Here is a 26735-nt window from a genome sequence, read left to right as displayed (position 1 = left end):
CGGCACTCAGCCGGTCCGCTCCCGGATCACCTGCTCGACCGCCACGGACGCGGCCACGGCCGCCGCCCCGGTCAGCACCGCGCTGTCCCCGAGCGCCGACACCTCCAGCCGCGGCGGATACGGCAGCCGCTCCTGCAGGCGATGTGCGACGCGCTCCAATAAGAGGTCGCCGTTCAGCCCGATCCCGCCGCCGAGAATGACCAGCTCCACATCCGCGACGGCAGCGAGCACCCCTATATAGGCGCTGATGCGCCGGGCCACCTCCTCGACGACCTCGATGGCCCGCGCGTGCCCGGCCCGGGCGCGGTCGAAGATCAGCTCGGTGGTCAGCGGCGCGCCGCCGGCCGTGAGCTCGGCCGCGAACGGCGCTGCGAACTCGACGATCGACGCGGCGCAGGGATCGTTCGCGGCGAACGCCGCGGCGTCGAAGGCGCTGTCCAGTTCGCCGGCCGCGCCGGAGTGGCCGCGGTGCAGGTGGCCGTGCAGGACCAGGCCCGCGCCGACCCCGGTGCCCACCGACAGGAAGGCGAAGCTCTCGGCGGCGGCGCCGGTGCCGTGGGTGTTCTCGCCGAGGGCCGCGAGGTCGATGTCGTTCTCGACGGTGAAGGGGAAGCCCAGCGCCGCCTCCAGTTCGGTGGCGATCGCGAAACCGTTGAGGGCGGGGATGTTCAGCGCCTGCCAGACCCGGCCGGTGTGCCGGTCCACGACACCCGGCACGCCGGCCACCGCGTGCCGGACCGTCGCGGCGTCCACCCCGGCCGCCTCGACCAGCTCGCCGGCCAGCCGCGCCGCCGCCGCGACCATGCGCGGGGCGTCCAGGCCGTGCACGTCCACGTCCTGCCGGGCCGCGATCGCCGCGCCGGGCCCGGCCAGCACGCCGCGCAGCCGGTGCGCGCCGAGGTCCAGGGCCAGCGCGTGCACGCCGTCGGGCTTGGGGCCGAAGAACACCGCGCCGTGCGAGGGGTCGCGCGCCGAGTCCGGGGACTGCGTCACCAGGCCGGTGGCCAGCAGTTCCTCCAGCAGCACCGACACCGTCGGCTTGGAGATCCCGGTGAGCCGGGCTATCTCGGCGCGGGAGATCGGGTGGCCGCCCTCGATCACCGACCACACGGTCCGGATGTTCATCTCCCGGAGCGTGGCAGCGGTGACGCCGGTGGTCGGACGCACTGCGCGGATGCTCATGGACGCGCCTTTGCTCATGGACGCAGGTTACGGCGAACGCCCGACGGACTGGACATTGGCGCAATGTGAGGATGCGGCAGCTGAGCGTGAGAGCTCCGTGAGAAGCCATGGTCACCGCGCCGAACAGGGACTTCGCTGGAATACGTGGCGACAAGCGTCCCGATCCTGCCCAGCGCCGACCTCGAACGGACCCGCGCGTTCTACTGCTTCCTGGGCTTCACCGTCGTGGACGCCGCCGACGAGTACCTGCGCCTGCGCTACGACGACGCGGAGGTCCACTTCTACCCGGCCCCCGACACCGACCCCGCCGAGAACCCCTCCGGCTGGTACCTGCGGGTCGAGGAGCCCGAGGAACTGCGGGAGAAGTGGTCCCACGACGGGGTGGAGTGCCCGGACGTGCCGGTCCCGGCGGTGTTCGGGCCGACGGTCTTCGCCGTCGCCGACCCCGATGGCACCCTGATGCGCGTGGGACCGGCTGACCGACTCTGAGGCCCCGACCGGGGGTTCGCGCGCTCGCGGGATTGCCCTGCGGATACGGTGGCGGACTGGATCCGGTTGATCGTGACCGATATCGCCGCACCGCGTCCCATGATCCCCCCGCTTCACGCCAGAAGCACATGATCGCGCGTGATACCGCGCTCGCAATATGCTGCTCACGATATCCCCGGGCACGTCGGCCCGGGGCGCAGCGGCGAGGCGAGGAGCCAGGGAGGACCATGCCGGACTTCGGACGCCGGTGGCGCGGGCTGGCCGCGGCGCTCGTCGTGCCCCCGCTGCTGACGGCCGTGCTGACGACCTTCAACGAGCGCCTGAACCTGAGCAGCCAGGTCCTCATCTACCTGGTCGCCCTGGTCGCGATCGCGCGGGTGTGCGGGATGGTGCCGGCGCTGGTGGCCGCGGTGTGGGCCGCGATGCTGCTCGACTACTACTTCATCTCGCCGATCCACACCTTCCGCATCGCGGTGGCCAACGACGTGATCGCGTTCCTGGCCTTCGTCATCGTCGCGGTGACGGTGGCCTCGGTGGTCGAGTACTCCGGCAAACAGTTCCGCCGCGCCACCCGCGCCGCCGCCGAGGCCGCGCAGCTGGAGGCGGCCGACCGGATGCGCACCGCGCTGCTCAACGCGGTCTCGCACGATCTGCGGGCCCCGCTGGCGGCCGCCCTGGCCTCCGTGGACACGCTGCGCGACCCGCGCTTCGCCCTGACCGAGGACGAGCGCGGCGAGCTGCTCGGCGCCGCGCACACCTCGCTGGGCCGGCTTTCGCGGCTGGTGGAGGATCTGCTGGACATGTCGCGGTTGCAGTCCGGCGCGCTGAAGCCGCGGCTGGAGGCGGTCTCGGTCGACGAGGTGATCCCGCGCGCCCTGGACGACGTGCCGGCCGCCGCCGGCCGGGTCACGTACGCCGCGAGCCCCGGCGGCGTACCGCCGGCGCTGGCCGACGGCGCGCTGTTGGAGCGCGTGGTCGCCAACCTGATCGGCAACGCGGCCAAGCACACCGCCTCGCGCATCGAGCTGACGGCGCGCGGGGTGCATGGCGTGCACGGGGTGCACGGCGGGACCAGCACGACCGTTCCCAGCATGACCCTTCCCCGTGACGCGAGCGGTACCGGTGATCCGGACCGCGCGCACGGCGACAAAGTGGAGATCCGCGTGATCGACCACGGCCCCGGCATCCCGGCCGCCGACCACGAACGGGTCTTCCGTCCCTTCCAACGGCTCGGCGACCACGACAACACCGCCGGCGTCGGCCTCGGCCTGGCCCTGGCCCGCGGGCTGGTCGAGGCGATGGGCGGGGAGCTGCGCCCCGAGGCCACCCCCGGCGGCGGGCTGACGATGGTGGTTGCGGTGCCGGCCCGTGAGGCGGCCGGCCCGGCGAAGGAGGCTGTCCGGTGAAGGAGTCTGTCCGGTGAAGCGCCTGCTGGTCGTGGACGACGAGGCCCAGCTGCTGCTGGCCGTGCGCATCAACCTCTCGGCGCGCGGCTACGACGTGACGGTCGCCGCCGACGGCACCGCGGGCCTGGCCGCCGCCGCCCGCCGGCCCCCGGACCTGGTGGTCCTGGACCTGGGCCTGCCGGACATGGACGGCGTCCGGGTCATCAACGGCCTGCGCGGCTGGACCACGGTGCCGATCCTGGTGCTCTCCGGCCGCACCGAGTCCTGGGACAAGGTGGAGGCGCTGGACGCCGGCGCCGACGACTTCGTCACCAAGCCCTTCGACATGGACGAGCTGGCCGCGCGCGTGCGGTCCCTGCTGCGGCGCTCGGAGCCGGAGAACACGACCGGGCCGGTGATCCCCGTCGGCCACCACCTCGTGGACCTCGCGGCGCGCACGGTGACGCGCGCCCCCGGAGCGCCCTCGGACGTGCCGGAGTCGGTGCGCCTGACCCGCACCGAGTGGGCGGTGTTGGAAACGCTGCTGCGCCATTCCGGCCGCCTGGTCTCCAGCAAGCAGCTGCTGGCCCACGTGTGGGGGACCGAGCACGAGCCGGAGAGCAGCTACCTGCGGTTCTACCTCGCGCGGCTGCGGCAGAAGCTGGAACCCGAGCCCTCCAGCCCGCGGCAGCTGCTGACCGAGCCGGGGATGGGCTATCGCTTCCAACCGTTGGAAACTCGTGAGTGAGGCGTGGTAGCCGGCATGTGCGGCGTGAGCAGCACGTGAGAAATAATCCGCCGAACGCTAGTGATTTCCGGGTGGCCCGGCCGTAGGCTCGCGATCGTGCCAAGTGCTCTGGGGATCGCAAAACGGGTCATGGTCGGCCGGCCGATGCATAGCGAGATGCTCGGCGAGACCTTGCTGCCGAAGAAGATCGCGCTGCCGGTGTTCGCCTCCGACGCGCTGTCGTCGGTCGCCTACGCCACCGAGGAGATCCTGCTGGTGCTCTCCGCCGGGGGGCTGGCGCTGCTGCACTTCACGTGGTGGATCGCGGCGGCCGTCGGGCTGCTGATGCTCGTCGTGGTCGCCTCCTACCGGCAGAACGTGCACGCCTACCCCTCCGGCGGCGGCGACTACGAGGTCGCCACGACGAACCTGGGCCCGAAGGTCGGGCTCACCGTCGCCAGTGCCCTGATGGTCGACTACATCCTCACCGTCGCGGTGTCGGTGTCCTCCGGTGTCGCGAACCTGGCCTCGGCCTTCCCGGCGCTGAACTCGCACGTGGTGCTGATCGCGGTGGTCGTGATCGCCGTGATCACGCTGCTGAACCTGCGCGGCGTCCGCGAGTCGGGCACGGCGTTCGCCATCCCCACGTACTGCTTCGTCGCCGCGGTCGGCGTGATGATCGTGACCGGGCTGATCCGCGTGGTCTCCGGTCACGGCCTGCACGCCGAGAGCGAGCACTACACGATCACCAACGCCGGGCACTACAACGGCGTCCTGCTGGTCTTCCTGCTGCTGCGCGCCTTCGCCTCCGGCTGCACCGCGCTGACCGGCGTCGAGGCGATCAGCAACGGCGTCCCGGCGTTCAAGCCGCCGAAGAGCAAGAACGCCGCGACGACCCTGGCGCTGCTCGGCGGCATCGCGGTCGCGATGTTCGCCGGCGTCACCGCGCTGGCGCTGGCCGGCCACGTCCACGCGGCGGACGCGGCGAACCTGTCCGGCCTGCCGGCCGGGCAGCAGCCGCGCACGGTCATCGCCCAGGTGGCGCGGTCGGTGTTCGGCGGATCCTCGCCGTTCTTCTTCATCCTGCAGTTCGTCACGGCACTGATCCTGGTGCTGGCCGCGAACACCGCCTTCAACGGCTTCCCGGTCCTCGGCTCGATCCTGGCCAAGGACGGCTACCTGCCGCGCCAGCTGCACACCCGTGGCGACCGGCTCGCCTTCTCCAACGGCATCCTGCTGCTGGCCGGCTTCGCCACCTTGCTGGTGGTGGCGTTCAACGCCTCGCCGACCCGGCTGATCCAGCTGTACATCGTCGGGGTGTTCGTGTCCTTCGTCTGTTCGCAGACCGGCATGATCCGGCACTGGAACCGGCTGCTGCGGGACACCGCCGACCCGGTGGAGCGCCGCCGGATGATGCAGTCGCGGGTCATCAACGCCGTCGGCGCCGGCGTGACCGCCGCGGTGCTGGTGATCGTGCTGGTGACGAAGTTCGCCAAGGGCGCCTGGATCGTGGTGCTGGCGATGCCGATCATCTGGCTGGTGATGCGCGCCATCAACCGCCACTACGCCGCGGTGGCCCGCGAGCTGACGCCGTCGGACGACGCCGTGTTCAGCCTGCCCGCCAACAACCACGCCATCGTCCTGGTCTCCAAGCTGCACCTGCCGACCCTGCGCGCGATCGGCTACGCCAGCGCCACCCGCCCCAGCAGCCTGGAAGCGGTCACGGTGAACCTGGACGACGCCGAAGTCGAGGCCCTCAAGGCGGAGTGGGAGCGGCGCTCGATCCCGGTCCCGCTGACCGTGATCGCCTCGCCCTACCGGGAGATCACCCGCCCGATCATCGAGTACGTCAAACGGGTCCGCACCGAGAACCCCGACGACGTGGTGACCGTCTACATCCCGCAGTACGTGCTCGGCCACTGGTGGGAGCAGGTACTGCACAACCAATCCGCGCTGCGCCTGAAGAGCCGGCTGCTGTTCCAGCGCCGGGTCGTGGTCGCGGCGGTGCCGTACCAGCTCCAGTCGGCGACGGCCCGCATCGAGGCGGCGAAGGCGCAGAGCGCGTATCAGGGGAGCACCATGACCGAGCCCAAACCGCCGCGCCAGAGGACCCGCCTGCAGAACCTGACGCTGGAGAACGAGGAACTGGAGGCCGCCGAACTGTCGCAGGAGGTGGTCCCCTGCGGCGCGACGGCCATCGCCGACTGCCCGGACCGCGAACCGGTGGTCCTGGCCGGCACGCTGCGCACGGTGCGGCTGCGGCCGCGCGCGGGTGTGCCGGTGCTGGAGGCCGACCTGTGGGACGGCACCGGCTCGGTGACGGTCAGCTGGCTGGGACGCCGCCAGATACCGGGGATCGCGCCCGGGCGGCGGATCATGGTGCGCGGCCGGATCACGACGACCGGCGGGCAGCGCTCGGTGTACAACCCGATCTACGAGCTGCGGCCGGGGCCTGCTGACTGATCGGGGGAGTGGCGGGGTGCCGGCGCCGGCCGGCGTTTCCACCTGCCCTCACCAGCGCCGCGTTTGCCGTCCTCCTCGGCGGTTATCCGGCACCACGTGTCGACTGATACAGGACCCTGCGAACGTCCCGCGTCCGCCGCACCAACCCGGCCCGGTGCAGAATCTGCACATGGTACGACACGGTTGACGGGCTCGGCCGGAGTCGGCCCGCCACCTCGCCGGTCGTCGCCGGGTCCGCCACGGCGGCCAGGATCCGGGCGCGGGTCCGGCCGATGAGCTCGGCCTCGCGCGCCGCCTGAGCCGGCGTGCCGGGCTTGCGGGGCGCCACCGGGTAGACGAACATCGGCGGGCGGCGCTGCGGATACGGCCACGGGCCCGGCTGCTCGGGGTCGTAGCCGGGGACGGCCCGCTGCGGCACCGGATCGATGACCGTCGCCGCGCCGGTGATGAACACGCTGGGCAGGAACGTCACGGCGGCCTCGCGGACCTCGACCTCGAACCGGCCGTGCAGCCGCACCGCGCCGTCGTGCCAGTCGATGCGCGGGTCGAGCGATTCGATCGCCGCCGCGAAGCCCTGTCTCCCGACCGTCTGGAGCCGGTCGGCGACGTCGGCCTCCAACCGGGCCCTGATGCGCGGCCACCGCGGCGCCAGCACGTGCAGCCAGACCTGCTCCAGCTCGGTGGCCAGCCGCTCGGCCGTCTGCTGTTCGTCGGTCTCGATGAGGCCGCGGGGCAGCGTGCGGCCCACCGTGTTGGCCAGCTCGCCGCAGGCCGCGACGTTCAGCTCGCCGGCGATGCGCCAGGTCGGCGTGGTGGCGACGGCGTGGAGCTCCTCGGCCGTCCGGCTCTCGAAGCCGGGCGGCAGGGGCGTGAGGAAGTCGGGGATGTAGTGGCCGGCGTCGCGGTCCACGCGGACCAGCGCCGCCAGCAGGTCCAGGCGGCGGGTGGCGAACGTCTGGCGCAGCGGCGCGCGCAGCGCCGGCGGGAGGGTGCCGGCCGTCGCCGCTATCAGCATATTGATGGTTTCGGCGACCGGCGACCGGCGACCGGCGACAGCGCGAACCGCGAGCGGGCCAGGCCGTCCGAGCCCAACTGGATCCTGATCATCTTCGAACCCGTTCGAATGCGTGGACTCGGCCGGTGCCGCCCCCGTTTCCTGGAGGACGAGACGGCGCGTGCGGGAGGTTGCGATGGGGCGGAAACGGGGGCGGCGCGTGGACGGCGGCGCTCGTCGACACGCGGCCGCTGCCGCTCGTCCGCAGTGTGCCGTAGTCAATGTGTTGAAATGGGAACCCGAGGCGGCGGTGCCTGGTGTGCGGGGGCACACGGCGCGGTCCGCCCGGTTCCGGGGCGGCGTGGCGCCCTTCAAGCCGGCAGTGCGGTCGGTGCGGTTGCGGATGGTGGACCCGACGCCGCGCCGGCCGCACTGCTGTGCGTTGTGGAGGACTAGCTGTCGCCCGCCGAGGCCCGCGACTCTGCCGCCTGGGCCACTACCAGCGTGTCGATCGCCGGCTGCGGGGCGCGGTCGGTCTGCCGGTGGACGCGCTCGGCGCGGGTGATCTTCAGGTCGCCGACGAGCTCCAGCGCACCGACCACGCGGTCGGGGGTGTAGAGGATCGCGGGGTCCTGCGGGCCGCCGACGCCGTCGGCGATGTTGGTGAGGTCGTGGCCGACGACGACCAGCGTGCCGCCGGGCGCCAGGGCGTTCGCCGCGCCGCGCAGCACGGCGGCCAGCGGCTCGGCGTCGAGGTGCAGGTACGCGACCACGACGGCGTCGTAGGCGCCGGGCTCGGGCCGGTGCTCCAGCACGTCGGCCAGGACCCACTCGACGTCCAGGCCGTGCTCGGCGGCCTGCGCCCGGCCGCGCGCCAAAGCGTTCTCGGCGAAGTCGACGGCCGTGGCGCGCCAGCCGAGGCCGGCCAGCCACAGCGCGTTGCGGCCCTCCCCGGCGCCCAGGTCCAGCGCCCGGCCGGCCGGCAGCGGGCCGAGGACCTCGGCCACGAAGCGGTTCGGAGCCCAGCCCCACACGGACTGGGCCTGGTCGTAGTACCGCTCCCACTGTCCGCGGCCCTCGACGGCGGTCATCAGACGGTGGCGCTCTCGGCGTCGGTGCTCTCGGTGTTGGCGGCCTCAGCCTCGGCGGCCCGCTCGGCCAGTGCCTTGCGCACCTCGTCCATGTCCAGCGCGCGGGCCTGAGCGATCAGGTCCTCCAGCGCCGCCTCAGGCAGCGCGCCCGGGTGCTGGTAGAGGGTGACGCCGTCGCGCACGATCATCAGCGTGGGGATCGACCGGATGTCGAACGCCATCGCCAACTCCTGCTCGGCCTCGGTGTCGACCTTGCCGAACACGATGTCCTCATGCTTGTCGGCGGCCTTCTTGTACACCGGCGCGAACGACCGACACGGTCCGCACCAGTCGGCCCAGAAGTCCACGAGCTTGATGCCCTCGCCGGCGATCGTCTCGGTGAAGGTGTCCTTGGTCAGTTCCACGACGGCCACAGCCGTGCCTCCTCGCTGCTCGAAGGGGTCTCGGTCGGATACCCCGCAGGGTATAACCGGAGGGGGCCGGGGAGTATTCCGGCGCGCCGCCGCCGCCGAAAACGCCACGTTCGCCACAGCGAACGCCCCGCTCGCGAAAGCACCGAGCCGCGGACTCCCGAGGTGGGAATCCGCGGCTCGACGACCGGACCGTCTAGCTCTGGTGATCCAACTCCAGCAGCAGCGACGCCGACCAGCTGAACCCGCGCGAGTTCATCGCCGAGCCGTTCGCCGGGTCGTAGTTCTCCATCAGCGGGCCGTCGCCCATCATGCCCTCGGCGTTGGTGCGCAGCTTCGCCGCCAGCGCCGTCGCGTCCGCGGTGTAGCCGTAGCGCTTCAGGCCCTCCAGGGCGAAGTACGCCTGGTCCAGCCACACCGCGCCGCGCCAGTAGCCCGTCGGGTCGTAGTACGGCGAACTCGCCGCGACCGTCGGGAACGGCAGCCGCGTGTCGAACTCGGTCGGCGACACCAGCTTCGCCCGCACCGCCGCCGCCTGCGCCGGGGTCGCGATGCCCGCCCACAGCGGGATCGCGCCCTCGATGCCCCGGCCGCGCGCCGTCAGCGGTTGGCCGGTGGTGAGGGAGGCGTCGTAGAACCAGCCGGTTGCCGGGTCGTACATCTTCTGCTGCACGGCCGTCGCGACCTGCTTCTCCGAAGCCTGATAGCGCGCGGCGTCGGCGGGGTGGCCCAGGCGCGCGGCCATCTGCGCGAGGATGCCGTCCTCGGCGGCCAGGTAGGAGTTCAGGTCCACCGAATCCTGGGTCAGCGAGTAGCCGACCACGTTCCCCGCCGCGTCGGTGTTGTCCACCACGCCGGCGCCGAGGGCGGCGTCGAAGCGCGGCGCGTCGTCCATGCCGCTCTCCCACGCCGCGGCCTGGCGCTTGTCCTCCGCGGTGACGTTCTGCGGGTCGACCGTCGCGCCGTACTCCGCGAGGCCGTCGTTGTTGTGGTCGCGGTTCCGGTACCACCAGTCGTGGTACGCCACCAGCTTCGGGTACATCTCCTTCAGGAAGCTGACGTCCCCGCTGCGCTCGTACACCGCCCACACCGCCCACGCGGCCAGCGGCGGCTTGGAGTTGCGCTCGTTCCAGTTGCCGCCGCCCTGCGCCGGATCGTTGTAGAAGATGCAGTCCGGGATCATGCCGGCGTCCTGGGGCCGGTCCGCCGAGGTGCTGGTGACCTGGTAGTCGAACATCGAGCGGATCTGCGACTCGGCCAGGGCCGGGTCGAAGACCGCCGTGCCGACCGCCTGTTTCCAGGTGTCCCAGGCCCAGAACCCGCTGAACCACTTGTTGGAGATCGACGGCGTGATCCCGTCGTGTCGCAACGATCCGGCGGCGCTGCGCCAGTTCGTGGTCAGCGTCTCCACCGACTTCACCGCCAGCGCACGGCGCGCGGCCGGGACGCCGCGGACCGCGGAAGCCACGTAGCCGCGCCAGCGCTGCTCGTCGGCCGCCACGACGGCGCCGGGGGAGCGCAGCGTCCTGGCGATCACCGGCTGCTCGGCGGCGTAGTCGGTGCCGGTGAAGGTGTAGGACTCGGTCCAGGTCAGCGTCTGCCGGCCGTGCGGGCCCAGCTTCAGCGGGGCGTCCAGCGCGGTCGTGTACGCGTCGCCGGCCACCGAGGTGGTCACCGGCTCGGCGTGCGCCACCTGGAACTTCTCGGTCCCGTCGGTCAGGTAGTCCCAGGTCTGCCGCACCTTCGCGAAGCCCACCGAGATGCCGGTGGACGTCGCGTGCAGCGAGGGCGCGCTCTTCATCGGCTCGGTGTCCGGGCGCAGCAGCGAGCCGGTCCAGCCCGCGCCGACCTGCCGGGCGCGGCCGCTGGTGTTCTCCACGAACGCCTGCACCAGCGCCGTCCGGTCGCTCGCGTAGCGCAGTTGCATCACCACGTGCAGGCCGTCCACGTCGAAGCTCTGCTGCAACATCCCCGGCAGCGACGTGAACACCGGGTCCGTCGCCGAGGCCAGGTCGATGGCGCGGCCGTTCTCCGAGAGCATCAGATGGCTGATTCCCTTGCTCAGCCACCACGGGTATTCCTGCGTGATGTACAGCGGTCCGGTGAAGGCCCCGTACGAGGACGTGTCGCCGGCCTTCGGCAGGGCGTAGGCGTGCCACGCACCGCGGTCGGCGAACACGCCGATCGGGTTCACGTCGGTCGCCGGATCCCCGGGCAGCGCCACGTTCGGCACCCCCTGAAGGTCCAGCACGTTGGCGAAGGACGCCGGGGAGTCGGGTTTGGGCGGCGCGGCCGAAGCGGCCGTTACGGGCAGCACGAGACCCACGCCGAGCGCCAGCCCGGCCAGGGCCCGAAGCGTTCGGGACATGATCACCTTCCTACCTTCAGGACCGCGACACCCTGCGCGGCCAGATGGGTGGGACGACTGCCGGTCAGCAGGTTCACCGCGCTGTACGGCACGGCCGAGCCCAGGTCGACCTGCTTGTCGCCGTGGTTGAGAAGGAAGTAGTAGTGGTGCGACTCCGAGCTGCGGCAGACGACCTCGACCCCGCTGAACGCCAGCGACGAGGCCAGGGACGGCCACACCACGGCCGGGCGCACGGCCTCGGCGAGGACCTTCTCGATGTCCCCGCCCAGATCGCAGCTGACGTACCAGGCCCGGCCGTCGCCGAAGTCGTTGCAGGCCACCGCCGGACGGCCCTTCAGCGCGCCGTCGGTGTAGTGCGCGACGGCCCGGGCCGTGGTCGTGCTGAGCCACTCGCTCCAGCCCAATGCCACGGGCGTGCGGTGATAACCGGCGCTGTAGCTGTGGCGGTGCTTCTTCTTCGCCTGTGTGGACTCCTCGTCGGCGACGAACGCGACCTCCACCGAGCGGCCGGCCGGGATCGGCCACCACTCGTCCACGGTGACCCCGAGCACCTCCCTCAGCGGCCCGGGGTAGCCGCCGCCGGATCCGTCGACACCCTGATGGATGTGGTCGAGCTCGTCGACGATCCCGCTGAAGTAGCCGACGACGAGGTACCCTCCGCCGTACACGTAGTCGGACAGCCGGGAAGCGTTCTCGGTGCTCACCGAATACAGGTTCGGTGCCAGCACCACCTTATAAGGGCTCAGATCCGCGTCCGGCGGCACGAAGTCGACCACGTGGTTCCACCGGTGCAGCACCGAGTACCAGCTCAGGATCTGCTCCTTGAGCCGCACCCGCGCCGAGGGGTGGTCCTCCGCCTCCAGCGCCCACCACGAGTTCCAGTCCAGGACGATCGCGACCGTGCTCTCGATCCGGCTCCCGGCGACCTCCCCGAGCTTGGCCAGTTCCTCGCCGAACCGCACCGTCTCCCGCCACCCCCGCGACTGGGTGCCGCCGTGCGGGAGCAGGGCGCTGTGGAACTTCTCCGCGCCGGCGCGCGAGGCCCGCCACTGGAAGTGCATGACGCCGTCCGCGCCGCGTGCGACGGTCTGCAACGACCACAGCCGCCGCTGCTCCGGGGTCTTGGGCACGTTCACGTCGCGCCAGCTCACCGCCGAGGGCGCCTGCTCCATCAGCAGCCAGGGCTTGCCGCCGCCGAGCGAGCGCATCAGGTCGTAGTTCATCGCGGCCTGGACGTGGGCGGTGGAGTCCGCCGGGTCCGGGTAGGCGTCGTCGGAGACCACTTCCTCGTGCGCGGCCCACTTCCAGTAGTCGAGGTCCTTCATCATCGACATGAAGTTGGTCGTCACCGGGATCTCCGGGGTCACCTCCTTCAGGACCGAGCGCTCGGCGAGGAAGCAGGCCAGCAGGGCGTCGGAGCTGAACCGGCGCCAGTCCAGCAGTTGTCCCGGATTGATCGGGCCGGGGGCCTTGCGCGGCGGCTCGATCTGCGCGAAGTCCGAGTACCGCTGGGACCAGAACTCCGCGCCCCAGGCGAAGTTCAGCTGCGCGATGTCGTCGCCGTAGCGCTCGCGCAGCCAGCGGCGGAAGTCCGCGGCCGAGACGTCGCAGAAGCACTCGGTGACGTGGTCGCCGTACTCGTTGTGGATGTGCCACAGCGCCAGCGCCGGGTGCTCGCCGTACCGCTCGGCGATCGCGCGGGCCAGCTTGGTCGCCGCCTCGCGGTAGACCGGGGACGACGGGCAGTAGTGCTGCCGCGAGCCGAACTCCAGGCGCACGCCGTCGGCCGTGACCGGCAGCGTCTCCGGGTACCGGCGGACGAACCAGGCCGGCGGCGAGGCGCTGGCCGTGGCCAGGTCCACCGCGATGCCGCGGCTGTCGAACAGGTCCATCAGCCGGTCCAGCCAGGCGAAGTCCCACTCGTTCTCCGCGGGCTGCAGGCGGGCCCAGGAGAACACCCCGAGCGTCACCATCGTGACGCCGGCGTCCCGCATCAGGTTGACGTCCTGCGTCCAGACGGACTCCGGCCACTGCTCCGGGTTGTAGTCCGCTCCATACAAAAGACCTTCTACGCGTGTGATCATTCCTTGACCGCTCCTCCCAACAAGCCGGATACGAACTGCTTCTGGAAGATAAGGAAAATGAGCATCAGAGGCAGGGTTGCCAGGAAACTGCCGAGGATGAGGCCCGAATAGTCCACATGCGTCCCGCCGACCAACGTGTAGAGCGCGACCGGTGCCGTGTATTTGTCCTGTGAGTCCAGCATCAGCAGCGGCCACAGGAAGGCGTTCCACTGGCTCATGAAGGTGAAGATCGCCAGCGCCCCGAGTTGTGGCTTCACCACAGGGAGCACGATCCGGTAGAAGGTCCGGATGTCGCCGGAGCCGTCGATGCGCGCCGACTCGATCAGCTCGTCGGGGAAGTCCAGGAAGGCCTGGCGCATCAGGAAGATGCCGAACGAGTTGGCCAGGAACGGCACGATCACCGCCTGGTAGCTGTTGACCCAGCCCAGGTTCGACATCATCTGGAACAGCGGGACCAGCAGCACCTGGAACGGCACCATCATGGTGGTCAGCACCAGCCCGAGAAGCAGCCCGCGGCCCCGGAACCGGTACTTGGCCAGGCCGTAGCCGGCCATCGCCGAGATCAGGCCGCTGGCCAGGGTGTAGACGACGGCGATGCCGACGCTGTTCAGCATCACCCGGCTGAACCCGATCGAGTGTTCCAGGGCCTTGATGTTGCTGATGAAGTGCCCGCCGGGGACGAACGGCGGCGGGGAGTGGAAGAGCTCGTCGTTGCTGTGGGTGGCGGCGACCACCATCCAGTAGAACGGCAGGATGCTGATCAGCGCGCCGACCGTCAGCAGCAGCAGGATGACCCAGCGGCGCAGGAGCCTCGGATCGAGCGTCATCCCCGCCTCCTTTCCGATCTGGCCGTGCTCGCGGCTCTGTCCGACTGGCCGAAGAACCTGAACTGGATGACGGACAGCACGCCGATGATCAGCACCACGGCCCAGGCGATGGCGGAGGCGTAGCTGAAGTCCATCTGGTCGAAGCCGACCTTGTAGAGGTAGAGGACCGGGGTCATGGTGGCGTTGTCCGGCCCGCCCTTGGTGAGGACGAAGTTCTCGTCGAACAACTGGAGCGTGCCGATGGTCGAGGTGATGGAGCAGAACAGGATCACCGGCCGCAGCTGCGGTATGACGACCTTGCGGAACGTGGTCACCGCGCCGGCGCCGTCGATCGCGGCGGCCTCGTACTGCTCCTTGGGGATGGCTTGCAGCCCGGCCAGCAGAATCACCGCGTTGTAGCCGGTCCAGCGCCAGGTGATGGTGCCGATCAGGGCCACCCGTGCCCACACAGGGTTGTTCAGCCAGTCCACCGGGCTCACCCCGAACCAGCCCAGGGCCTGGTTGACCATGCCGCCGTCGGTCTTGAGCAGGACGCGGAAGACGACGGCGTAGGCGACCAGCATCGTCACCGACGGCAGGAAGAAGGCGATGCGCCAGGTCCCCTTGAAGCGCAGCCAGGACTGGTTCAGCACGCAGGCCAGGACCAGCGCCAGCCCGATCATCAGCGGGACCTGGAAGACCAGGAGCAGGCCGGTGTTCCACAGCGACTTCCAGAAGACCGGGTCGTGCAGCATGCGGCGGTACTGGGCCAGGCCGGCCCACGTCTGAACGCCGCCGTCGTCGCTGGTGAAGCTCTGATAGAGGCTGGCGCCCAGGGGATAGGCGAAGAAGAAGACGAACAAGGCCGCTGCCGGGCCGGCGAAGGCCCAGTGCACGATCCGGAAGTGGGGAACTCCCCACTTAGTTGCGGGCTCGGTCGGCGAGCGGCGGCGCTGTGGTGCGGCTGTGGCGGTGGCCATGGTGCTACTGCGCGATCTGCCGGCCGGTCGCGGAGGCGATCTGCTGCGCGGCCGAGTCCAGTGCCGACTTCGGGTCCTTGCCGCCCTGCAGCACCGAGTTCGTGGCGTCGGTGACCAGGTCGCCGGCCTTGGAGTAGTCCCCGGTGTACTCCACCGGGGCGATGTCCTCGGCCAGGTCGGCGAAGGTCTTGAAGGTGGTCTGGCCGCCGTAGTAGTCCTGGGGGCCGGTGATGTAGGGGTCTGAGAGGGCCGGCTCGAAGGCGGGGAAGATGCCTTCGTTCTTCAGCATCGAGACCTGGTTGTCGGCGTTCGCCAGACAGAACTGGATGAAGGCCCAGGCCGTCGCCGAGTTCTTGCTCTGCGCCGAGATGTTCAGCAGGGAGCCGCCGTTGTTGGAGGTGCGGACGCCGCCGGCGGTGAAGGCCGGCAGCGGTATCGCGCCGAACTTGCCCTTCAGCTCGGGCATCTCGTCGGTGAGGGTGCCGGACCACCAGACCGCGGTCGGGGTGGTGGCGACCTTGCCGTCCTTGGTGGCCGCGACCAGCGCGTCCCAGCCCTTCTCGAAGTCGACCAGGCCCTTGTCGCTGAGCTCCTTCAGGACGCCCATCGCCTTGAGGGCCGCCGGGGTGTCCACCGCGATCTTGCCGTCGACGAAGTAGCCCTGGCCCTCCTGCTGGAGCATCATCGGGAACGTGCTGTCCCCGGTGGGGTCCATCACCAGCAGCTTCTTGCCGGTCTTGGCCTTGATCTGCACACCGGCCGCGACGTAGTCGTCCCAGGTCTGGATCGACGCCGGATCGACGCCGGCCTGCTGGAAGATGTCGATCCGGTAGAACACGCCGCAGGGCCCGATGTCCCACGGGAGCGCGTAGACCTTGCCGGCGGTGTCGGTGCCGGTGGCCCAGGCGGCGGCGTTGAACTGGGACTTCAGCGGGCCGGCCAGGGTGCTCAGGTCGTAGAAGCCGCTGGGGAAGGTGCCGATGTAGCTCTGCATCTTCGGTCCTTCGACCTGGAGGACGTCCGGGAGTCCGGCGCCCGACTTCAGACCGACGGTGATCTTGTCGTAGGCGTTGTCGTAGCCGATGTCGACCACGTTCACCTTCACACCCGGGTGCTGCTGCTCGAAGGCCGGGGCCAGGCGCTTGAGGGCCTTGGCCGCCACGTCCCAGGACCAGACCGTGATGCTTCCGCCGACCTGGGCTTGCGCCCCGGTCTTGACCGTCGGCGCGGGCGTCTTCTTCCCGCCGCCGGTCGCGCATCCGCCGGTCACCGCGACCGCGAGGGCCCCGACGCCCGCCCGCAGCACCGAACGCCGACTTGTCCGCATTGACATTGACACCGTGCCCTCCCTTGCCGCAATACTGAATGCTGTATACAGCACACTGTATGACGGCCATCCGTCAAGAGGTAAGAGCGAGGCAACCTGTGGGCCACCCGTACATCCCCAACAGCGACCCCGAGATCAGAGCCCGGATGCTGGCGGCGATCGGCGCGTCGAGTGTCGAGGAGTTCTACGCCGACATCCCCGACGCGATCCGGCTGCACCGCCCCCTGGACCTGCCGGCGCCGCTGCGCTCGGAAGCCGAACTGGTCCGGCACATGGACCGTCTGCTGTCCCGCAACAAGCCGGCCGAGCTCAGCTTCCTGGGCGCCGGCTGCTACCGGCACCACGTCCCGGCGGTGGTGGAGGAGGTCGGCAACCGCAGCGAGTTCCTGACCGCCTACGCCGGCGAGCCGTACGAGGACCACGGCCGCTTCCAGGCGCTGTGGGAGTACCAGTCCCTGATGGGCGAACTGCTGGAGCTGGACGTCGTCAACGTCCCGACCTACGACGGCTTCCAGGCCGCGGGCACCGCGCTGCGCATGGCCGGCCGCGCCACCCGCCGCCGGCGGCTGCTGATCGTCGGGCCGGTCGACCCGGACAAGCTGTCGAAGCTCGAGGACTTCGTCCGCCCCGACCACGACGTCGAGGTCCTGGACGGCTCCCACGACGGCTGGCAGGCCGCCGACCTGGTGGTCGGCGCCGACGTCGCCGCCGTCTACATCGAGGCCCCGAACTACCACGGTGTGCTGGATCCGGCGCTGCCGCTGCTGGCCGAGCGCGCGCATGCGGTCGGGGCGCTGTTCGTGGTCGGCTGCAATCCGATCTCGCTGGGCGTGGTCGCCTCCCCGGCGTCCTACGGCGCGGACATCGTCTGCGGCGACATCCAGCCGCTGGGCATCCGCATGAGCTTCGGCGGCGGTGCCGCCGGGTTCATCGCCACGCGGGACGAGCAGCGTCTGGTGCGGGAATTCCCGTCACGGCTGTTCGGCGTGGTGCCGACGGTGGTGGAGGGCGAGTACGGGTTCGGCGACGTGTACTACGACCGGACGTCGTTCGCGCTGCGCGAGCAGGGCAAGGAGTGGGTCGGGACCGCGGCCGCCCTGAACGGGATCATGGCCGGCGTCTACCTCGCGTTGATGGGACCGCGCGGGATGCGGGAGATCGGGGAGACGATCCTCGCGTTGACGGCCTACGCACAGGAACGGCTGGCGGCGGTGCCGTCCGTCTCGGTGCCGAACGCCGGATCGGGGTTGGTGTCGTTCGCCGACTTCGTGGTCCGCTTCACCGGGTCGCGCACGGCGTCGGAGGTCAACGCCCTGCTTCTGGAGCAGGGCATCCAGGGCGGCAAGGTGCTGTCCGAGACCGACGCGCTGTTCTGCGTGACCGAGATTCACACCCGCGAGGACATCGACCGCCTCGCCGCCGTTCTTGAGGAGATCGCCAAGTGAGCGCGCCGTCGCCGCACACCCCTGTTTCGCCCGCCGACGCGCGGATCGCACCCAAGCCTCGGCTGCGGCGGTTCCACCAGGCCCGGTGGGACGAGCCGCTGATCTTCGAGCTGGACAGCCCCGGGGAGCGGGGTGTGGAGGTCCCCATCACGGACCTTCCGGTGCCCACGCTGCCCGCCGGGCTCGCGCGGGCCGCCGCGCCGGCGCTGCCGGAGATGTCGCAGCCGCACGTGCTGCGGCACTACATGCGGCTCTCGCAGGAGACGCTGGGCGTCGACCTGAACGTCGACATCGGGCAGGGCACGTGCACGATGAAGTACAGCCCGAAGGTGAACGACTCCTTCGTCCGGGATCCGCGGATCGCCGAGCTGCATCCGTTGCAGGACGAGGGAACGGTGCAGGGCGTGCTGGAGATCCTGTACCGGCTGGAAGGGCTGCTGAAGGAGATATCCGGGATGGACCGGGTGTCGTTGCAGCCCGGGTCCGGGTCCTCGGCGATCTACACGAACGTGTCGATGATCCGGGCGTACCACGCCGCGCGCGGCGAGGGTGAGCAGCGCGACGAGATCATCACGACGCAGTTCTCGCACCCCACGAACGCCGCAGCGCCGAAGACCGCCGGCTACAAGGTCATCACCCTGATGCCGGACGCAGACGGGTACCCGGACATCGAGGCGCTGCGGGCCGCGGTCGGGCCGCGTACCGCCGCGCTGCTGATCACGAACCCCGAGGACACGGGGATCTTCAACCCGCGGATCGAGGAGTTCGTGCGGCTGGTGCACGGCGTCGGCGGGCTGTGCTGCTACGACCAGGCCAACGCCAACGGGATCCTGGGGATCACCCGGGCCCGCGACGCCGGGTTCGACCTGTGCCACTTCAACCTGCACAAGACGTTCTCCACGCCGCACATGTGCGGCGGCCCGGCGGCGGGCGCGTCCGCGGTGACCTCGGCCCTGGCGCCCTTCCTGCCCCGGCCGACGATCGAGTTCGACGGCGCCCGGTACCGGCTGGACGACGACCGGCCGGAGTCGATCGGCAAGATCCGGCCGTTCTACGGTGTGGTCCCGAACCTGGTGCGGGCCTACGCCTGGATCATGGCGCTCGGCGCGGAGGGTCTGCGGGCGGTCGCCGAGACATCGGTGCTGAACAACAACTACCTGATCTCGAAGGTGTTGGAGATCGAGGGGGTGTCGCTGCCCTACGCGCGCGGGCGGCGGCGGGTGGAGCAGGCCCGGTACAGCTGGGAGAAGCTGAACGCGGACACCGGCGTCCACTCGGAGCAGATCGGGTACCGGGTCTCGGACTTCGGCACGCACTACTGGACGAGCCACCACCCGTACCTGGTGCCGGAGCCGATGACGCTGGAGCCGACGGAGTCCTACTCGCAGGCGGACCTGGACGAGTACGCGGCGATCCTGGCGGCGGTGGCGCGCGAGGCTTATGAGGACCCTGAGGTGGTGCGCACGGCGCCGCACAACGGGCCGATCCATCAGATGCGGGACGCTTCGCTGGAGGACCCGGGGACGTGGGCGGTGACGTGGCGGGCTTATCGGCGGAAGGTGGGGGGTGCGGCGTGAACCGTCGATCACATCCGGCACGGAGAGCCCGCTCGTGAAAGTGGGGCTGGTGGTGAACCCGGTCGCCGGTGTCGGCGGCCGGGTCGGCCTCAAGGGCAGCGACGGCGCGGAGGTCCAGGCGCGGGCGTTCGCGTTGGGCGCGGTGCCCCGGGCCGCGGAGCGTGCGGCGGTCGCGCTGACCGAATTGGCGGCGCGGCGGCCGGACGTCGCAGTGTTGACCGTCGCCGGAGCTATGGGCGAGGAGGCGGCGCGTGCTGCCGGACTGGTCCCCGAGGTGGTGTTCGCCGCCGGTGAGCCGACTTCGGCCGCCGATACTGTCGCGGCGGCGCGTGCTTTGGCGCCGCGCGTCGATCTGCTGCTGTTCGCCGGTGGCGACGGGACGGCGCGCGATGTCCTCGAAGCAGTCGGCGATTCGGTGCCGGTGCTCGGCATTCCGACCGGTGTGAAGATGCACTCGGCGGTGTTCGCCGTGAATCCTCGGGCGGCCGGGGAGGTGGCGGCGATCGCCTCGGGGCTGCGTGACGCCGAAGTCGTCGATCGCGTGGACGGGTCGCCGCGGCTGTTCGGCTGCCTTCGGGTGCCCGACGTTCCGGCGCGCGTTCAGCAGCGCAAGACCGGCAGTTCCAGTGTCACGCCCGATGCGGTCGCCGGCATCGCCACCGAGCTTCGTGCGCTGCTGAGCCCGGGCGACCTGCTCGTCCTCGGTCCGGGCACGACCACCCGCGCGGTCGCCGCCGTCTGGGGCCTGGAGGTCCCGGTGCTCGGCGTGAACGTCATCGAGGGGGATGAGCTCCTGGCCCCCGATGCCGGCGCGGACCAGCTTCTCGACCTCGTCTCCGGCCGGCCGGCGCACGCGCACATCGCGCTGACCCCCATCGGCGGGCAGGGGTTCCTGCTCGGGCGGGGCAATCAGCAGCTCTCGCCCGAGGTGCTGCGGGCGGTGGGCCTGGAGCGGCTGCACGTCGTCGCGACCGAGGCGAAGGTCGCGGCGCTCGGCGGGCGTCCGCTGCTCGTCGACACCGGCGATGATGCGCTTGACCAGGAGTTTCCCCGGTATGTGCGGGTCGTCACGGGGTGGCGCCGTACGATCCTTTATCCCCTGAGCGAAAGGCAGTCATGATGATCGACCTGACCGGTAGGAGCGCGATCGTGACCGGCGGCGCGTCGGGTATCGGGCGGGCCACCGCCGCGGTGCTCGCCGAGCTCGGCGCCGGGGTGGTGGTCGCGGACCTCGACGCCGAGCGCGGGCAGGAGGCGGCGAAGGAGGTCGGGGGTGTGTTCGTGCGCTGCGATGTGTCGCGCGCCGAGGAGTGCGATGCTGTCGTGGCGGCGGCGGTCGCCGCGTACGGGGGTGTCGACGTGCTCTTCAACAACGCCGGGATCATCCGGCGCTCGACCGTGCTGGACATCGCCGAGGACGACTGGGATCTGGTGATGGCGGTCAACGTGAAGTCGATCCTGCTGATGAGCCGGCGGGTGGTGCCGCTGATGGCGGCGGCCGGGGGCGGGAGCGTCGTCAACACCGGGTCGGGGTGGGGGATCAAGGGCGGGGCGAGCGCGATCTCGTACTGCGCGTCGAAGGGGGCCGTGGTGAACATGACGCGGGCCATGGCCATCGACCACGGGCCGCAGAACATCCGGGTGAACTGCGTGTGCCCCGGCGACACGGCCACCGGGATGCTGGCCGACGAGGCGCGCCAGCTCGGGGAGGCGGTCGACGCGTTCTACGCCGACGCCGCCGACCGGCCGCTGGGGCGCATCGGGCAGCCGCGGGACATCGCGCAGATGGTGGCGTTCCTGGCCTCCGACTCGGCGGCCTTCGTGAGCGGGGCGGTGATCACCGTGGACGGCGCGGGGACGGCGTGAGGGAAAACCGCACGGGGTGCGGAACAATGTGGGCGACGGGTTGTGCGGGAGAGGTGACATCGGGATGGCGATCGAGCGGCGGCCGCTCCGCGAGCAGATCAAGGACGTGCTCCTGGAACGCCTCGGCAGGGGCGAATTCGACCCGGACCAGCCGATCAACGAGGTGCACCTGGCCGCCGACCTGGGCGTCAGCCGCACCCCGCTGCGCGAGGCGCTGATCGGCCTGGAGCGCGAGGGCATCATCATCAGCGAGCGCGGCAAGGGCTTCCGCTTCGCCCCGATGAGCCCGCAGGAGTTCCGCGACCTGACCACGATCATCGCCACCCTGGAGTCCCTGGCCCTGGAACTCTCGCCGCCCGAGCACCTGAAGCAGATCGCGCCGCGCCTGCTGGAAGAGGCGCACGCCTTCTCCGCGCCCCTGGCCGAGCTCGGCGTGATAGAGCGCTACGACGACGAGTGGCACGACCAGCTCCTGTCGGGCTGCCGCAACGACCGCCTGATGGACCTGATCACCACCCTGAAGCTGACGATGCACCGCTACGAGCGCGTGGTGGTCGGCGACCGCCAGGTGCTGGAGCGCTCGGCGGTGGAGCACGAGAAGATCGCGGAGTGCCTGGTCGGCGGGGATGTGGCGGGGGCGGTGGCGGCTTTGAAGGGGAACTGGGAGAGCGGGATGCATCGGATTCTGGAGAAGCTGGGGGGTTAGGGGACGGGGCGGTCGGCGGGCCGGTCGGCGAGTCGGCCAGCGGGTGGCTGAGCGGGCCGATTGGCTTGTCGACCAGCGAGTCAGCCAGCGGGCAGCTCAGCGGACCGTCATTGGGTCGATCGGCGTGCGAGTGGCTCATCGGCTCGATCGAGGCGCTCATGAGCCGCGCTCCTGATGCGACGGGTTCGCCCCTGGCACGCGAGGACCGTCAGAGCGCGGTGGGACCTGGAGTGCTCGGCGGTTCGGAGTTGAAGCCAGTTCGAGGCTTCGCCCAGATCCGCTGTGCTCCAGGGGCGCCCGGCGTCGATGTCCGCGGACAGCGACCACTCGCGCAGCCGGCGCTCGAGCAGCTCGCGTCCGTGGATCGCGGTGGCGACCTGTCGGGACCAGGCTGTGAAGGCGGCGTCGTCGTCCAGTCGCGCCGCCCTGAGATCCAGGTGGCGGAGAACTGCGGCCTCGGCCATGACCTGGTCGGGATCGCCCAAGACCGCCGCGATCACGGATGACTCGTCAGGGCCGGCCGCCTGCGACAGGGCTTCCAGGTAGCCGCGGTAGCGGGCGTGCTCTGCCGGTTCGGGAGTCATGCGCGCATCCTGAACTCACCCGTTCTGTGCAGCGGTGTCTGCTGAGAGCAGACAAGCGGGACTCCGCTCGCCTGTGATCCGTACGCTCGAAGTATGACCGAGCCTCTGAGACTGCACGTGATCCAAGGCGGCCGCGCCGATCAGCCGGCGAAGCCCAAGCAGCCGACGACGCCCGAGCAGCCGGCGAAGCCTGAGCCGCTGTGGCGCGAGGTGCTGGGCGAGCAGCTGCGTGAGCTGCGGCGGCAGCATCGGGAGAGTCTGGCCGAGACGGCCCGTCGGGCCGGGATCTCGCCGCAGTACCTCTCGGAGGTGGAGCGCGGGCTCAAGGAGCCGTCGAGCGAGATGATCGCGGCGGTCGCCGGGGCGCTCGGGACGACGCTCGGCGGGCTCGCCGAGGCGGTCGCCTATGACCTGCGGGCGCGGCGGGAGGCTGCGGTGATGGTGGCGCAGCGGGATGCGGCGGCGCGCCAGGCGTTGGCCGTGCGGCGGGAGCTGGCGGCGCGCCGTTCGGCGAGCGGGCCGGTGATGCTGGCGCTGGCGGCCTGATCAGAGGGTGTTCCAGCGCTCTTCTTCGAACGCTACCCTGGTCCTCCACCCGGACCGGGGGAGCGATTGTGCCGCCTACCATCTTTCTGCCTTCGCGTGGGCGCCTGGTGCTCCTGACGCTCGGGGCGCTCGGCTTCGTCGTGGTGAGTGGAGGGCTGGCGGTCGCGGATCCGGGGATCCGGACGGTGCCCGTCGCTGTCGTCGCGGTGCCGTTCTTCGGCTATGCCGGGGTGCTGTCCGCCCTGCGGCTCGTTCGGCGCGGGCCCGAGCTGACGGTGACCGACGAGGGGTTCGAGCACCGGCAGCTGGGCCGTGTCGCCTGGAGTGAGGTCGAAGTCGTCGCCATGCGGAGCTTCACCGTGCGGGCGACGACCAAGACCGTCATCGAAGTGGTCCTGCACGATCCGGACCGGTATCTGGCCCGTCGTCCGGCCTCGGCGAAGCTGCTCGCCAGGACGAACGAGCGCTGGGGGTTCTCGCCGGTCACGATCTCCGCCGTGGCGCTGCCGGACTCGCTGGAGGAAGTCCTCGCCGTGATGCAGCAGCGGCACCAGCAGTTTCTTGGGAGGACGCAAGCCGCGCCGTCCTCCGACTGAGACACCGCGCCGGCGAGACCGCCGCCGAGACCCGCCCAGACCCCAGCCCCCCGCCGCCCCGCTCTACTCCCGAGGCCCCAGCACCTGGTCCGCGAGCCCGTACTCCACCGCCGCCGCGGCCGTGAACACCCGGTCCCGGTCGGTGTCGTGGCGGAGCCGCTCGGCGCTCTGGCCGGTGTGCTGCGTGAGGATGGTCTCCAGTTCGCTGCGCATGCGCACCAGTTCGTCGGCCTGGATGATCAGGTCGGGGATGGCGCCCTGGCCGCGGGCGGCCGGCTGGTGCAGGACCACGCGGGCGTGCGGGAGCACCGAGCGCAGGCCCGGGGTGCCGGCGGCCAGCAGGACCGCGCCGACGGCGATCGCCTGGCCGACGCAGGTGGTGCGGATCGGGGCCTTGATGTGCTGCATGGTGTCGTAGACCGCGAGCATTGAGGTGAGGTCGCCGCCTTCGCAGTTCACGTAGAGGCTGATCTCGCGGTCGGGGCCGTCGGATTCCAGGTGCAGGAGCTGGGCGATGAGGGCGTTGGCCACTCCGGCGTCGATCGCCGTGCCCAGGTAGATGATGCGCTCTGAGAGCAGGTGCGAGTAGATGTCCGTGACGCGCTCGCCGCCGGGGCGCTGGGTGGTCACGTAGGGGATGGCGTAGTTCATGGTGGCCGCGCTGCTGCTCATGCCGAGATCCCGATCCGCCGGCGTTCGGGCACGACCTGTCCGAACGAGTCCACGATGTGGTCGATGAAGCCGTAGTCCTTCGCCTGCTGCGCGGTGAACCAGCGGTCGTGCAGCGAGTCCTCGAAGACCCGGTCGTAGGGCTGGCCGGTGTCCGCGGCGATCAGGCCGAGCACCGTGTTCACCATGTGCCGCAGATCGTCGGCCTGCACCTCGACGTCCACCGCGCTGCCTCCGATGCCGGCCGAGCCCTGGTGCATCAGGATCCTGGCATGCGGCAGGGCGAAGCGGCGGCCGGGCGTGCCGGCCGAGAGCAGGAACTGGCCGGCGCTGCACGCCAGCCCCAGCGCGAGCGTCGAGACCTCGCACGGCACCAGCCGCATCACGTCGCGGATCGCCAGCATCGCCGGGACCGAGCCGCCGGGGGAGTGGATCCACAGCGAGATCCCGGCCTCCGGGTCCTCGGTGGCCAGCGACAGCAGCTGGGTGGCCAGCAGCGTCCCGTTGTCGTCGTCGAGCACACCGTCCAGGACCACGATCCGCCGGCTGAACAGCTGCTCGCGGGTGCGCCAACCGAAGTGGGGCGTCTTCTCTTCTTCTGCCATGCCTCCACCGTGCCCCGGGGAAGGCGGGCAGAGAACGCGCTGCTGCTGTGGGCGGATCAGCTCTCAGCAGCGGAAAGGCGAAGCTGGCGGCGCAGGACGGCGGGGGCGGTGACGAGCGAGGGCCCGTACCAGGTGAGATGCCGTCCGGAGACCAGGGCCGCGGGCAGGCCGGGGAACGCTTCAGGGCCGTCGGAGGCGCTGAACGCATAGGGCTCGTCGGGCAGCACGACGAGCTCGGCCCCGCCGGCGACCAACTCTGGCAACGGGATCTTCGGGTAGCGCTCGGCGTGGTCGGCGTAGATGTTCCGGACGCCGAGCCGCGCCAGCACGTCGCCGGCGAACGTGTCGCGCCCCAGCACCATCCACGGCCGCCGCCAGATCGGGACGACCGATGGGACGGGCGGTGGCGTCGGCCCCAGCCCCGTCGCCACCGCCCACGCGGCCTCCGCCTCGTCCAGCCATCTCGGCCGGGCGAGCCCACATCCATCGGTCAGCATCCGGTCCAGTTCGCGGAACGCCTCGTCGAGGGTCCGGATCCGGGTCAGCAGCACCGCGATCCCGGCCTCGCGCAACGCCTCGAGGTCGGCCTCCCGGTTCTCCTCCTCGTTCGCCACCACCAGATCCGGCGCCAGCGTGACGATCCGCGGGACATCAGGGTTCTTCGTCCCGCCGATCCGCTCCACGTCCAGATCCGCCGGATGCGTGCACCAGGCCGTCGCGCCGACCAGCAGGCCCGGCGCCGTCGCCGTGATCGCCTCGGTCAACGACGGCACCAGGGATACCACCCGCATGCGGACCTCCTTTTAGAACGCGTCCTGCTGAGAACGCGTCCTGCTAGAACTCGTCGTCGAACGAGACGCTACCGCCGACCGCGACCTGGTACGCCGAGACCCGCCGCTCGAAGAAGTTCGACAGTTCCTGCACGTCCTGGAGCTCCATGAACCCCAGCGGGTTCGCGGTCCCGTACACCGGCTCCAGCCCGAGCTGCTCCAGCCGCCGGTCGGCGACGTGCTCCAGGTAGGCGCGCATGTCCGCCACCGGCAGCCCCGACACCCCCGCGCCGAGCAGGTCCTGGGCGAACTGCGTCTCGCACTCCACGGCCTCGGCGAGCATCTCGCGCACCTGCTGCGCCATCTGCTCGTCGAACAAGTCCGGCTCCTCGGCGCGCACCGTCTCCACCACGTCGAAGGCGAAGGCCATGTGCATCGACTCGTCGCGGAACACCCAGTTGGTGCCGGAGGCCAGGCCGTGCAGCAGACCCCGGGAGCGCAGGAAGTACACGTAGGCGAAGGCCCCGTAGAAGAACAGCCCCTCGATGCACGCCGCGAAGCAGATCAGGTTCAGCAGGAACGCCCGGCGGTCGTCCCGCGTCTCCAGGCGCTTCAGGTCGCCCAGGGAGTCGATCCAGCGGAAGCAGAACTCTGCCTTGCGCCGGATCGACGGGATGTTCTCCACGGCCGCGAACGCCGCCGTGCGCTCGTCCTCGTCGGGCACGTAGGTGTCGAGCAGGTTCAGGTAGAACTGGACGTGCACGGCCTCCTCGAACAGCTGCCGCGACAGGTACAGCCGGCCCTCGGGGCTGTTGACGTGCTGGTACAGGTTCAGCACGAGGTTGTTCGCGACGATCGTGTCGCCGGTGGCGAAGAACGCGACCAGCCGGGAGACCAGGTGCCGCTCGGCCGGCGAGAGCCGGTCCAGGTCGGTGAGGTCGCTGTGCAGGTCCACCTCCTCCACGGTCCAGGTGTTCTTGATCGCGTCGCGGTAGCGGTCGAAGAAGTGCGGGTAGCGCATCGGGCGCAGGGTCAGGTCCAGACCCGGGTCGAGCAGCATGAGAC

The 26735-nt window shown here is 70.8% G+C and carries 25 protein-coding genes; 11 read left to right on the top strand and 14 right to left on the bottom strand.

Annotated features, from left to right (window positions below):
- Positions 1-6: 6 nt before the first annotated feature.
- Complete coding sequence (locus ABH926_RS28565) at positions 7-1182, bottom strand: ROK family protein (RefSeq protein ID WP_370368910.1); 1176 nt, start codon at positions 1180-1182, stop codon at positions 7-9.
- 144 nt (positions 1183-1326) lie between these two features.
- Between ABH926_RS28565 and ABH926_RS28560 the strand changes: the two genes are divergently transcribed.
- The 4 genes from ABH926_RS28560 (at position 1327) to ABH926_RS28545 (ending at position 6246) form a co-directional block, all read left to right on the top strand.
- Positions 1327-1671, top strand: coding sequence for a VOC family protein (locus ABH926_RS28560; RefSeq protein ID WP_370368909.1), 345 nt, complete (start codon positions 1327-1329; stop codon positions 1669-1671).
- Between the two features lie 227 nt (positions 1672-1898).
- Positions 1899-3077, top strand: coding sequence for an ATP-binding protein (locus ABH926_RS28555; protein WP_370368908.1), 1179 nt, complete (start codon positions 1899-1901; stop codon positions 3075-3077).
- Positions 3078-3090: 13 nt separating this feature from the next.
- The gene (locus ABH926_RS28550) at positions 3091-3804 is read left to right on the top strand and encodes a response regulator transcription factor (protein WP_370368907.1); all 714 of its coding nucleotides are present in this window, start codon (positions 3091-3093) and stop codon (positions 3802-3804) included.
- Between the two features lie 129 nt (positions 3805-3933).
- Positions 3934-6246, top strand: a complete 2313-nt coding sequence (locus ABH926_RS28545; RefSeq protein WP_370369018.1) for an amino acid permease — start codon at positions 3934-3936, stop codon at positions 6244-6246.
- Between the two features lie 82 nt (positions 6247-6328).
- Here the strand turns inward: ABH926_RS28545 and ABH926_RS28540 are convergent, their stop codons facing one another.
- The 8 genes from ABH926_RS28540 to ABH926_RS28505 all read right to left on the bottom strand — a co-directional run bounded on the left by ABH926_RS28540 (position 6329) and on the right by ABH926_RS28505 (position 16312).
- The gene (locus tag ABH926_RS28540; RefSeq protein WP_370368906.1) at positions 6329-7261 is read right to left on the bottom strand and encodes a helix-turn-helix domain-containing protein; all 933 of its coding nucleotides are present in this window, start codon (positions 7259-7261) and stop codon (positions 6329-6331) included.
- 431 nt (positions 7262-7692) lie between these two features.
- Positions 7693-8331 (bottom strand): class I SAM-dependent methyltransferase, encoded by a 639-nt coding sequence (locus ABH926_RS28535; RefSeq protein WP_370368905.1) that lies wholly within the window; start codon positions 8329-8331, stop codon positions 7693-7695.
- Entirely contained in the window at positions 8331-8744 is a 414-nt protein-coding gene (gene trxA, locus ABH926_RS28530) for a thioredoxin (RefSeq protein ID WP_370368904.1), read from the bottom strand. Before trxA ends, ABH926_RS28535 begins: the two co-directional genes overlap by 1 nt.
- A 193-nt stretch (positions 8745-8937) precedes the next feature.
- The gene (locus ABH926_RS28525; protein ID WP_370368903.1) at positions 8938-11109 is read right to left on the bottom strand and encodes a trehalase family glycosidase; all 2172 of its coding nucleotides are present in this window, start codon (positions 11107-11109) and stop codon (positions 8938-8940) included.
- A gap of 2 nt (positions 11110-11111) precedes the next feature.
- Entirely contained in the window at positions 11112-13193 is a 2082-nt protein-coding gene (locus ABH926_RS28520) for a beta-galactosidase (protein ID WP_370368902.1), read from the bottom strand.
- Positions 13190-14020 carry a carbohydrate ABC transporter permease gene (locus ABH926_RS28515; RefSeq protein ID WP_370368901.1) on the bottom strand — a complete coding sequence of 277 codons (831 nt, stop codon included), beginning with the start codon at positions 14018-14020 and terminating at the stop codon, positions 13190-13192. The genes ABH926_RS28520 and ABH926_RS28515 overlap by 4 nt, the downstream gene beginning before the upstream one ends.
- A complete protein-coding gene (locus ABH926_RS28510; protein ID WP_370368900.1) occupies positions 14017-14979 on the bottom strand; it encodes a carbohydrate ABC transporter permease in 963 nt (320 codons plus the stop codon). Before ABH926_RS28510 ends, ABH926_RS28515 begins: the two co-directional genes overlap by 4 nt.
- Positions 14980-14983: 4 nt before the next feature.
- Entirely contained in the window at positions 14984-16312 is a 1329-nt protein-coding gene (locus tag ABH926_RS28505; protein WP_370368899.1) for a sugar ABC transporter substrate-binding protein, read from the bottom strand.
- Between the two features lie 92 nt (positions 16313-16404).
- On the opposite strand from ABH926_RS28505, the gene gcvPA reads away from it, so the two are divergent.
- From gcvPA to ABH926_RS28480, 5 genes are all read left to right on the top strand, one after another.
- Positions 16405-17751, top strand: a complete 1347-nt coding sequence (gcvPA, locus tag ABH926_RS28500; protein ID WP_370368898.1) for an aminomethyl-transferring glycine dehydrogenase subunit GcvPA — start codon at positions 16405-16407, stop codon at positions 17749-17751.
- Positions 17748-19328, top strand: a complete 1581-nt coding sequence (gcvPB, locus tag ABH926_RS28495; RefSeq protein ID WP_370368897.1) for an aminomethyl-transferring glycine dehydrogenase subunit GcvPB — start codon at positions 17748-17750, stop codon at positions 19326-19328. Before gcvPA ends, gcvPB begins: the two co-directional genes overlap by 4 nt.
- 34 nt (positions 19329-19362) lie before the next feature.
- A complete protein-coding gene (locus tag ABH926_RS28490) occupies positions 19363-20448 on the top strand; it encodes an ATP-NAD kinase family protein (protein ID WP_370368896.1) in 1086 nt (361 codons plus the stop codon).
- Positions 20448-21194, top strand: coding sequence for an SDR family NAD(P)-dependent oxidoreductase (locus ABH926_RS28485; protein ID WP_370369016.1), 747 nt, complete (start codon positions 20448-20450; stop codon positions 21192-21194). Before ABH926_RS28490 ends, ABH926_RS28485 begins: the two co-directional genes overlap by 1 nt.
- A 64-nt stretch (positions 21195-21258) precedes the next feature.
- On the top strand, positions 21259-21900 hold the full coding sequence (locus tag ABH926_RS28480; protein ID WP_370368895.1) for a GntR family transcriptional regulator: 642 nt from the start codon (positions 21259-21261) through the stop codon (positions 21898-21900).
- A gap of 107 nt (positions 21901-22007) precedes the next feature.
- Here ABH926_RS28480 and ABH926_RS28475 read toward each other — a convergent pair whose 3' ends face one another.
- Positions 22008-22484: a hypothetical protein gene (locus ABH926_RS28475; protein ID WP_370368894.1), complete on the bottom strand. Its 477-nt coding sequence runs from the start codon at positions 22482-22484 to the stop codon at positions 22008-22010.
- A 93-nt stretch (positions 22485-22577) separates the two neighbouring features.
- On the opposite strand from ABH926_RS28475, the gene ABH926_RS28470 reads away from it, so the two are divergent.
- Both ABH926_RS28470 and ABH926_RS28465 read left to right on the top strand, forming a co-directional pair.
- Positions 22578-23030, top strand: a complete 453-nt coding sequence (locus ABH926_RS28470) for a helix-turn-helix domain-containing protein (RefSeq protein WP_370368893.1) — start codon at positions 22578-22580, stop codon at positions 23028-23030.
- A gap of 68 nt (positions 23031-23098) precedes the next feature.
- Positions 23099-23626 carry an STM3941 family protein gene (locus ABH926_RS28465; protein WP_370368892.1) on the top strand — a complete coding sequence of 176 codons (528 nt, stop codon included), beginning with the start codon at positions 23099-23101 and terminating at the stop codon, positions 23624-23626.
- A gap of 63 nt (positions 23627-23689) precedes the next feature.
- On the opposite strand, the gene ABH926_RS28460 is transcribed toward ABH926_RS28465, so the two are convergent.
- Genes ABH926_RS28460 through ABH926_RS28445 form a run of 4 tightly spaced genes read right to left on the bottom strand, consistent with a single transcriptional unit; the run spans position 23690 to position 26730 of the window.
- Positions 23690-24298, bottom strand: coding sequence for a ClpP family protease (locus tag ABH926_RS28460; RefSeq protein ID WP_370368891.1), 609 nt, complete (start codon positions 24296-24298; stop codon positions 23690-23692).
- Entirely contained in the window at positions 24295-24900 is a 606-nt protein-coding gene (locus ABH926_RS28455) for a ClpP family protease (protein ID WP_370368890.1), read from the bottom strand. Before ABH926_RS28455 ends, ABH926_RS28460 begins: the two co-directional genes overlap by 4 nt.
- A gap of 56 nt (positions 24901-24956) precedes the next feature.
- The gene (locus tag ABH926_RS28450) at positions 24957-25691 is read right to left on the bottom strand and encodes a helical backbone metal receptor (protein ID WP_370368888.1); all 735 of its coding nucleotides are present in this window, start codon (positions 25689-25691) and stop codon (positions 24957-24959) included.
- Between the two features lie 43 nt (positions 25692-25734).
- On the bottom strand, positions 25735-26730 hold the full coding sequence (locus tag ABH926_RS28445) for a ribonucleotide-diphosphate reductase subunit beta (protein WP_370368886.1): 996 nt from the start codon (positions 26728-26730) through the stop codon (positions 25735-25737).
- Between the last annotated feature and the right edge of the window lie 5 nt (positions 26731-26735).

It is taken from the genome of Catenulispora sp. GP43 (assembly GCF_041260665.1).
GTDB lineage: Bacteria > Actinomycetota > Actinomycetes > Streptomycetales > Catenulisporaceae > Catenulispora.
Note: the sequence above shows the minus strand (reverse complement) of the source record. Positions and strands in the feature narration are given on the sequence as shown.

What these genes read in the sequence shown, in the direction of transcription:
- ABH926_RS28565 (WP_370368910.1), bottom strand. Translation starts at nt 1,182, where the DNA reads ATGAGCATCCGCGCAGTGCGTCCGACCACCGGCGTCACCGCTGCCACG.
- ABH926_RS28555 (WP_370368908.1), top strand. Translation starts at nt 1,899, where the DNA reads ATGCCGGACTTCGGACGCCGGTGGCGCGGGCTGGCCGCGGCGCTCGTC.
- ABH926_RS28545 (WP_370369018.1), top strand. Translation starts at nt 3,934, where the DNA reads ATGGTCGGCCGGCCGATGCATAGCGAGATGCTCGGCGAGACCTTGCTG.
- ABH926_RS28540 (WP_370368906.1), bottom strand. Translation starts at nt 7,261, where the DNA reads ATGCTGATAGCGGCGACGGCCGGCACCCTCCCGCCGGCGCTGCGCGCG.
- ABH926_RS28535 (WP_370368905.1), bottom strand. Translation starts at nt 8,331, where the DNA reads ATGACCGCCGTCGAGGGCCGCGGACAGTGGGAGCGGTACTACGACCAG.
- ABH926_RS28525 (WP_370368903.1), bottom strand. Translation starts at nt 11,109, where the DNA reads ATGTCCCGAACGCTTCGGGCCCTGGCCGGGCTGGCGCTCGGCGTGGGT.
- ABH926_RS28520 (WP_370368902.1), bottom strand. Translation starts at nt 13,193, where the DNA reads ATGATCACACGCGTAGAAGGTCTTTTGTATGGAGCGGACTACAACCCG.
- ABH926_RS28515 (WP_370368901.1), bottom strand. Translation starts at nt 14,020, where the DNA reads ATGACGCTCGATCCGAGGCTCCTGCGCCGCTGGGTCATCCTGCTGCTG.
- ABH926_RS28510 (WP_370368900.1), bottom strand. Translation starts at nt 14,979, where the DNA reads ATGGCCACCGCCACAGCCGCACCACAGCGCCGCCGCTCGCCGACCGAG.
- ABH926_RS28505 (WP_370368899.1), bottom strand. Translation starts at nt 16,312, where the DNA reads ATGTCAATGCGGACAAGTCGGCGTTCGGTGCTGCGGGCGGGCGTCGGG.
- ABH926_RS28485 (WP_370369016.1), top strand. Translation starts at nt 20,448, where the DNA reads ATGATCGACCTGACCGGTAGGAGCGCGATCGTGACCGGCGGCGCGTCG.
- ABH926_RS28480 (WP_370368895.1), top strand. Translation starts at nt 21,259, where the DNA reads ATGGCGATCGAGCGGCGGCCGCTCCGCGAGCAGATCAAGGACGTGCTC.
- ABH926_RS28475 (WP_370368894.1), bottom strand. Translation starts at nt 22,484, where the DNA reads ATGACTCCCGAACCGGCAGAGCACGCCCGCTACCGCGGCTACCTGGAA.
- ABH926_RS28470 (WP_370368893.1), top strand. Translation starts at nt 22,578, where the DNA reads ATGACCGAGCCTCTGAGACTGCACGTGATCCAAGGCGGCCGCGCCGAT.
- ABH926_RS28460 (WP_370368891.1), bottom strand. Translation starts at nt 24,298, where the DNA reads ATGAGCAGCAGCGCGGCCACCATGAACTACGCCATCCCCTACGTGACC.
- ABH926_RS28455 (WP_370368890.1), bottom strand. Translation starts at nt 24,900, where the DNA reads ATGGCAGAAGAAGAGAAGACGCCCCACTTCGGTTGGCGCACCCGCGAG.
- ABH926_RS28450 (WP_370368888.1), bottom strand. Translation starts at nt 25,691, where the DNA reads ATGCGGGTGGTATCCCTGGTGCCGTCGTTGACCGAGGCGATCACGGCG.
- ABH926_RS28445 (WP_370368886.1), bottom strand. Translation starts at nt 26,730, where the DNA reads ATGCTGCTCGACCCGGGTCTGGACCTGACCCTGCGCCCGATGCGCTAC.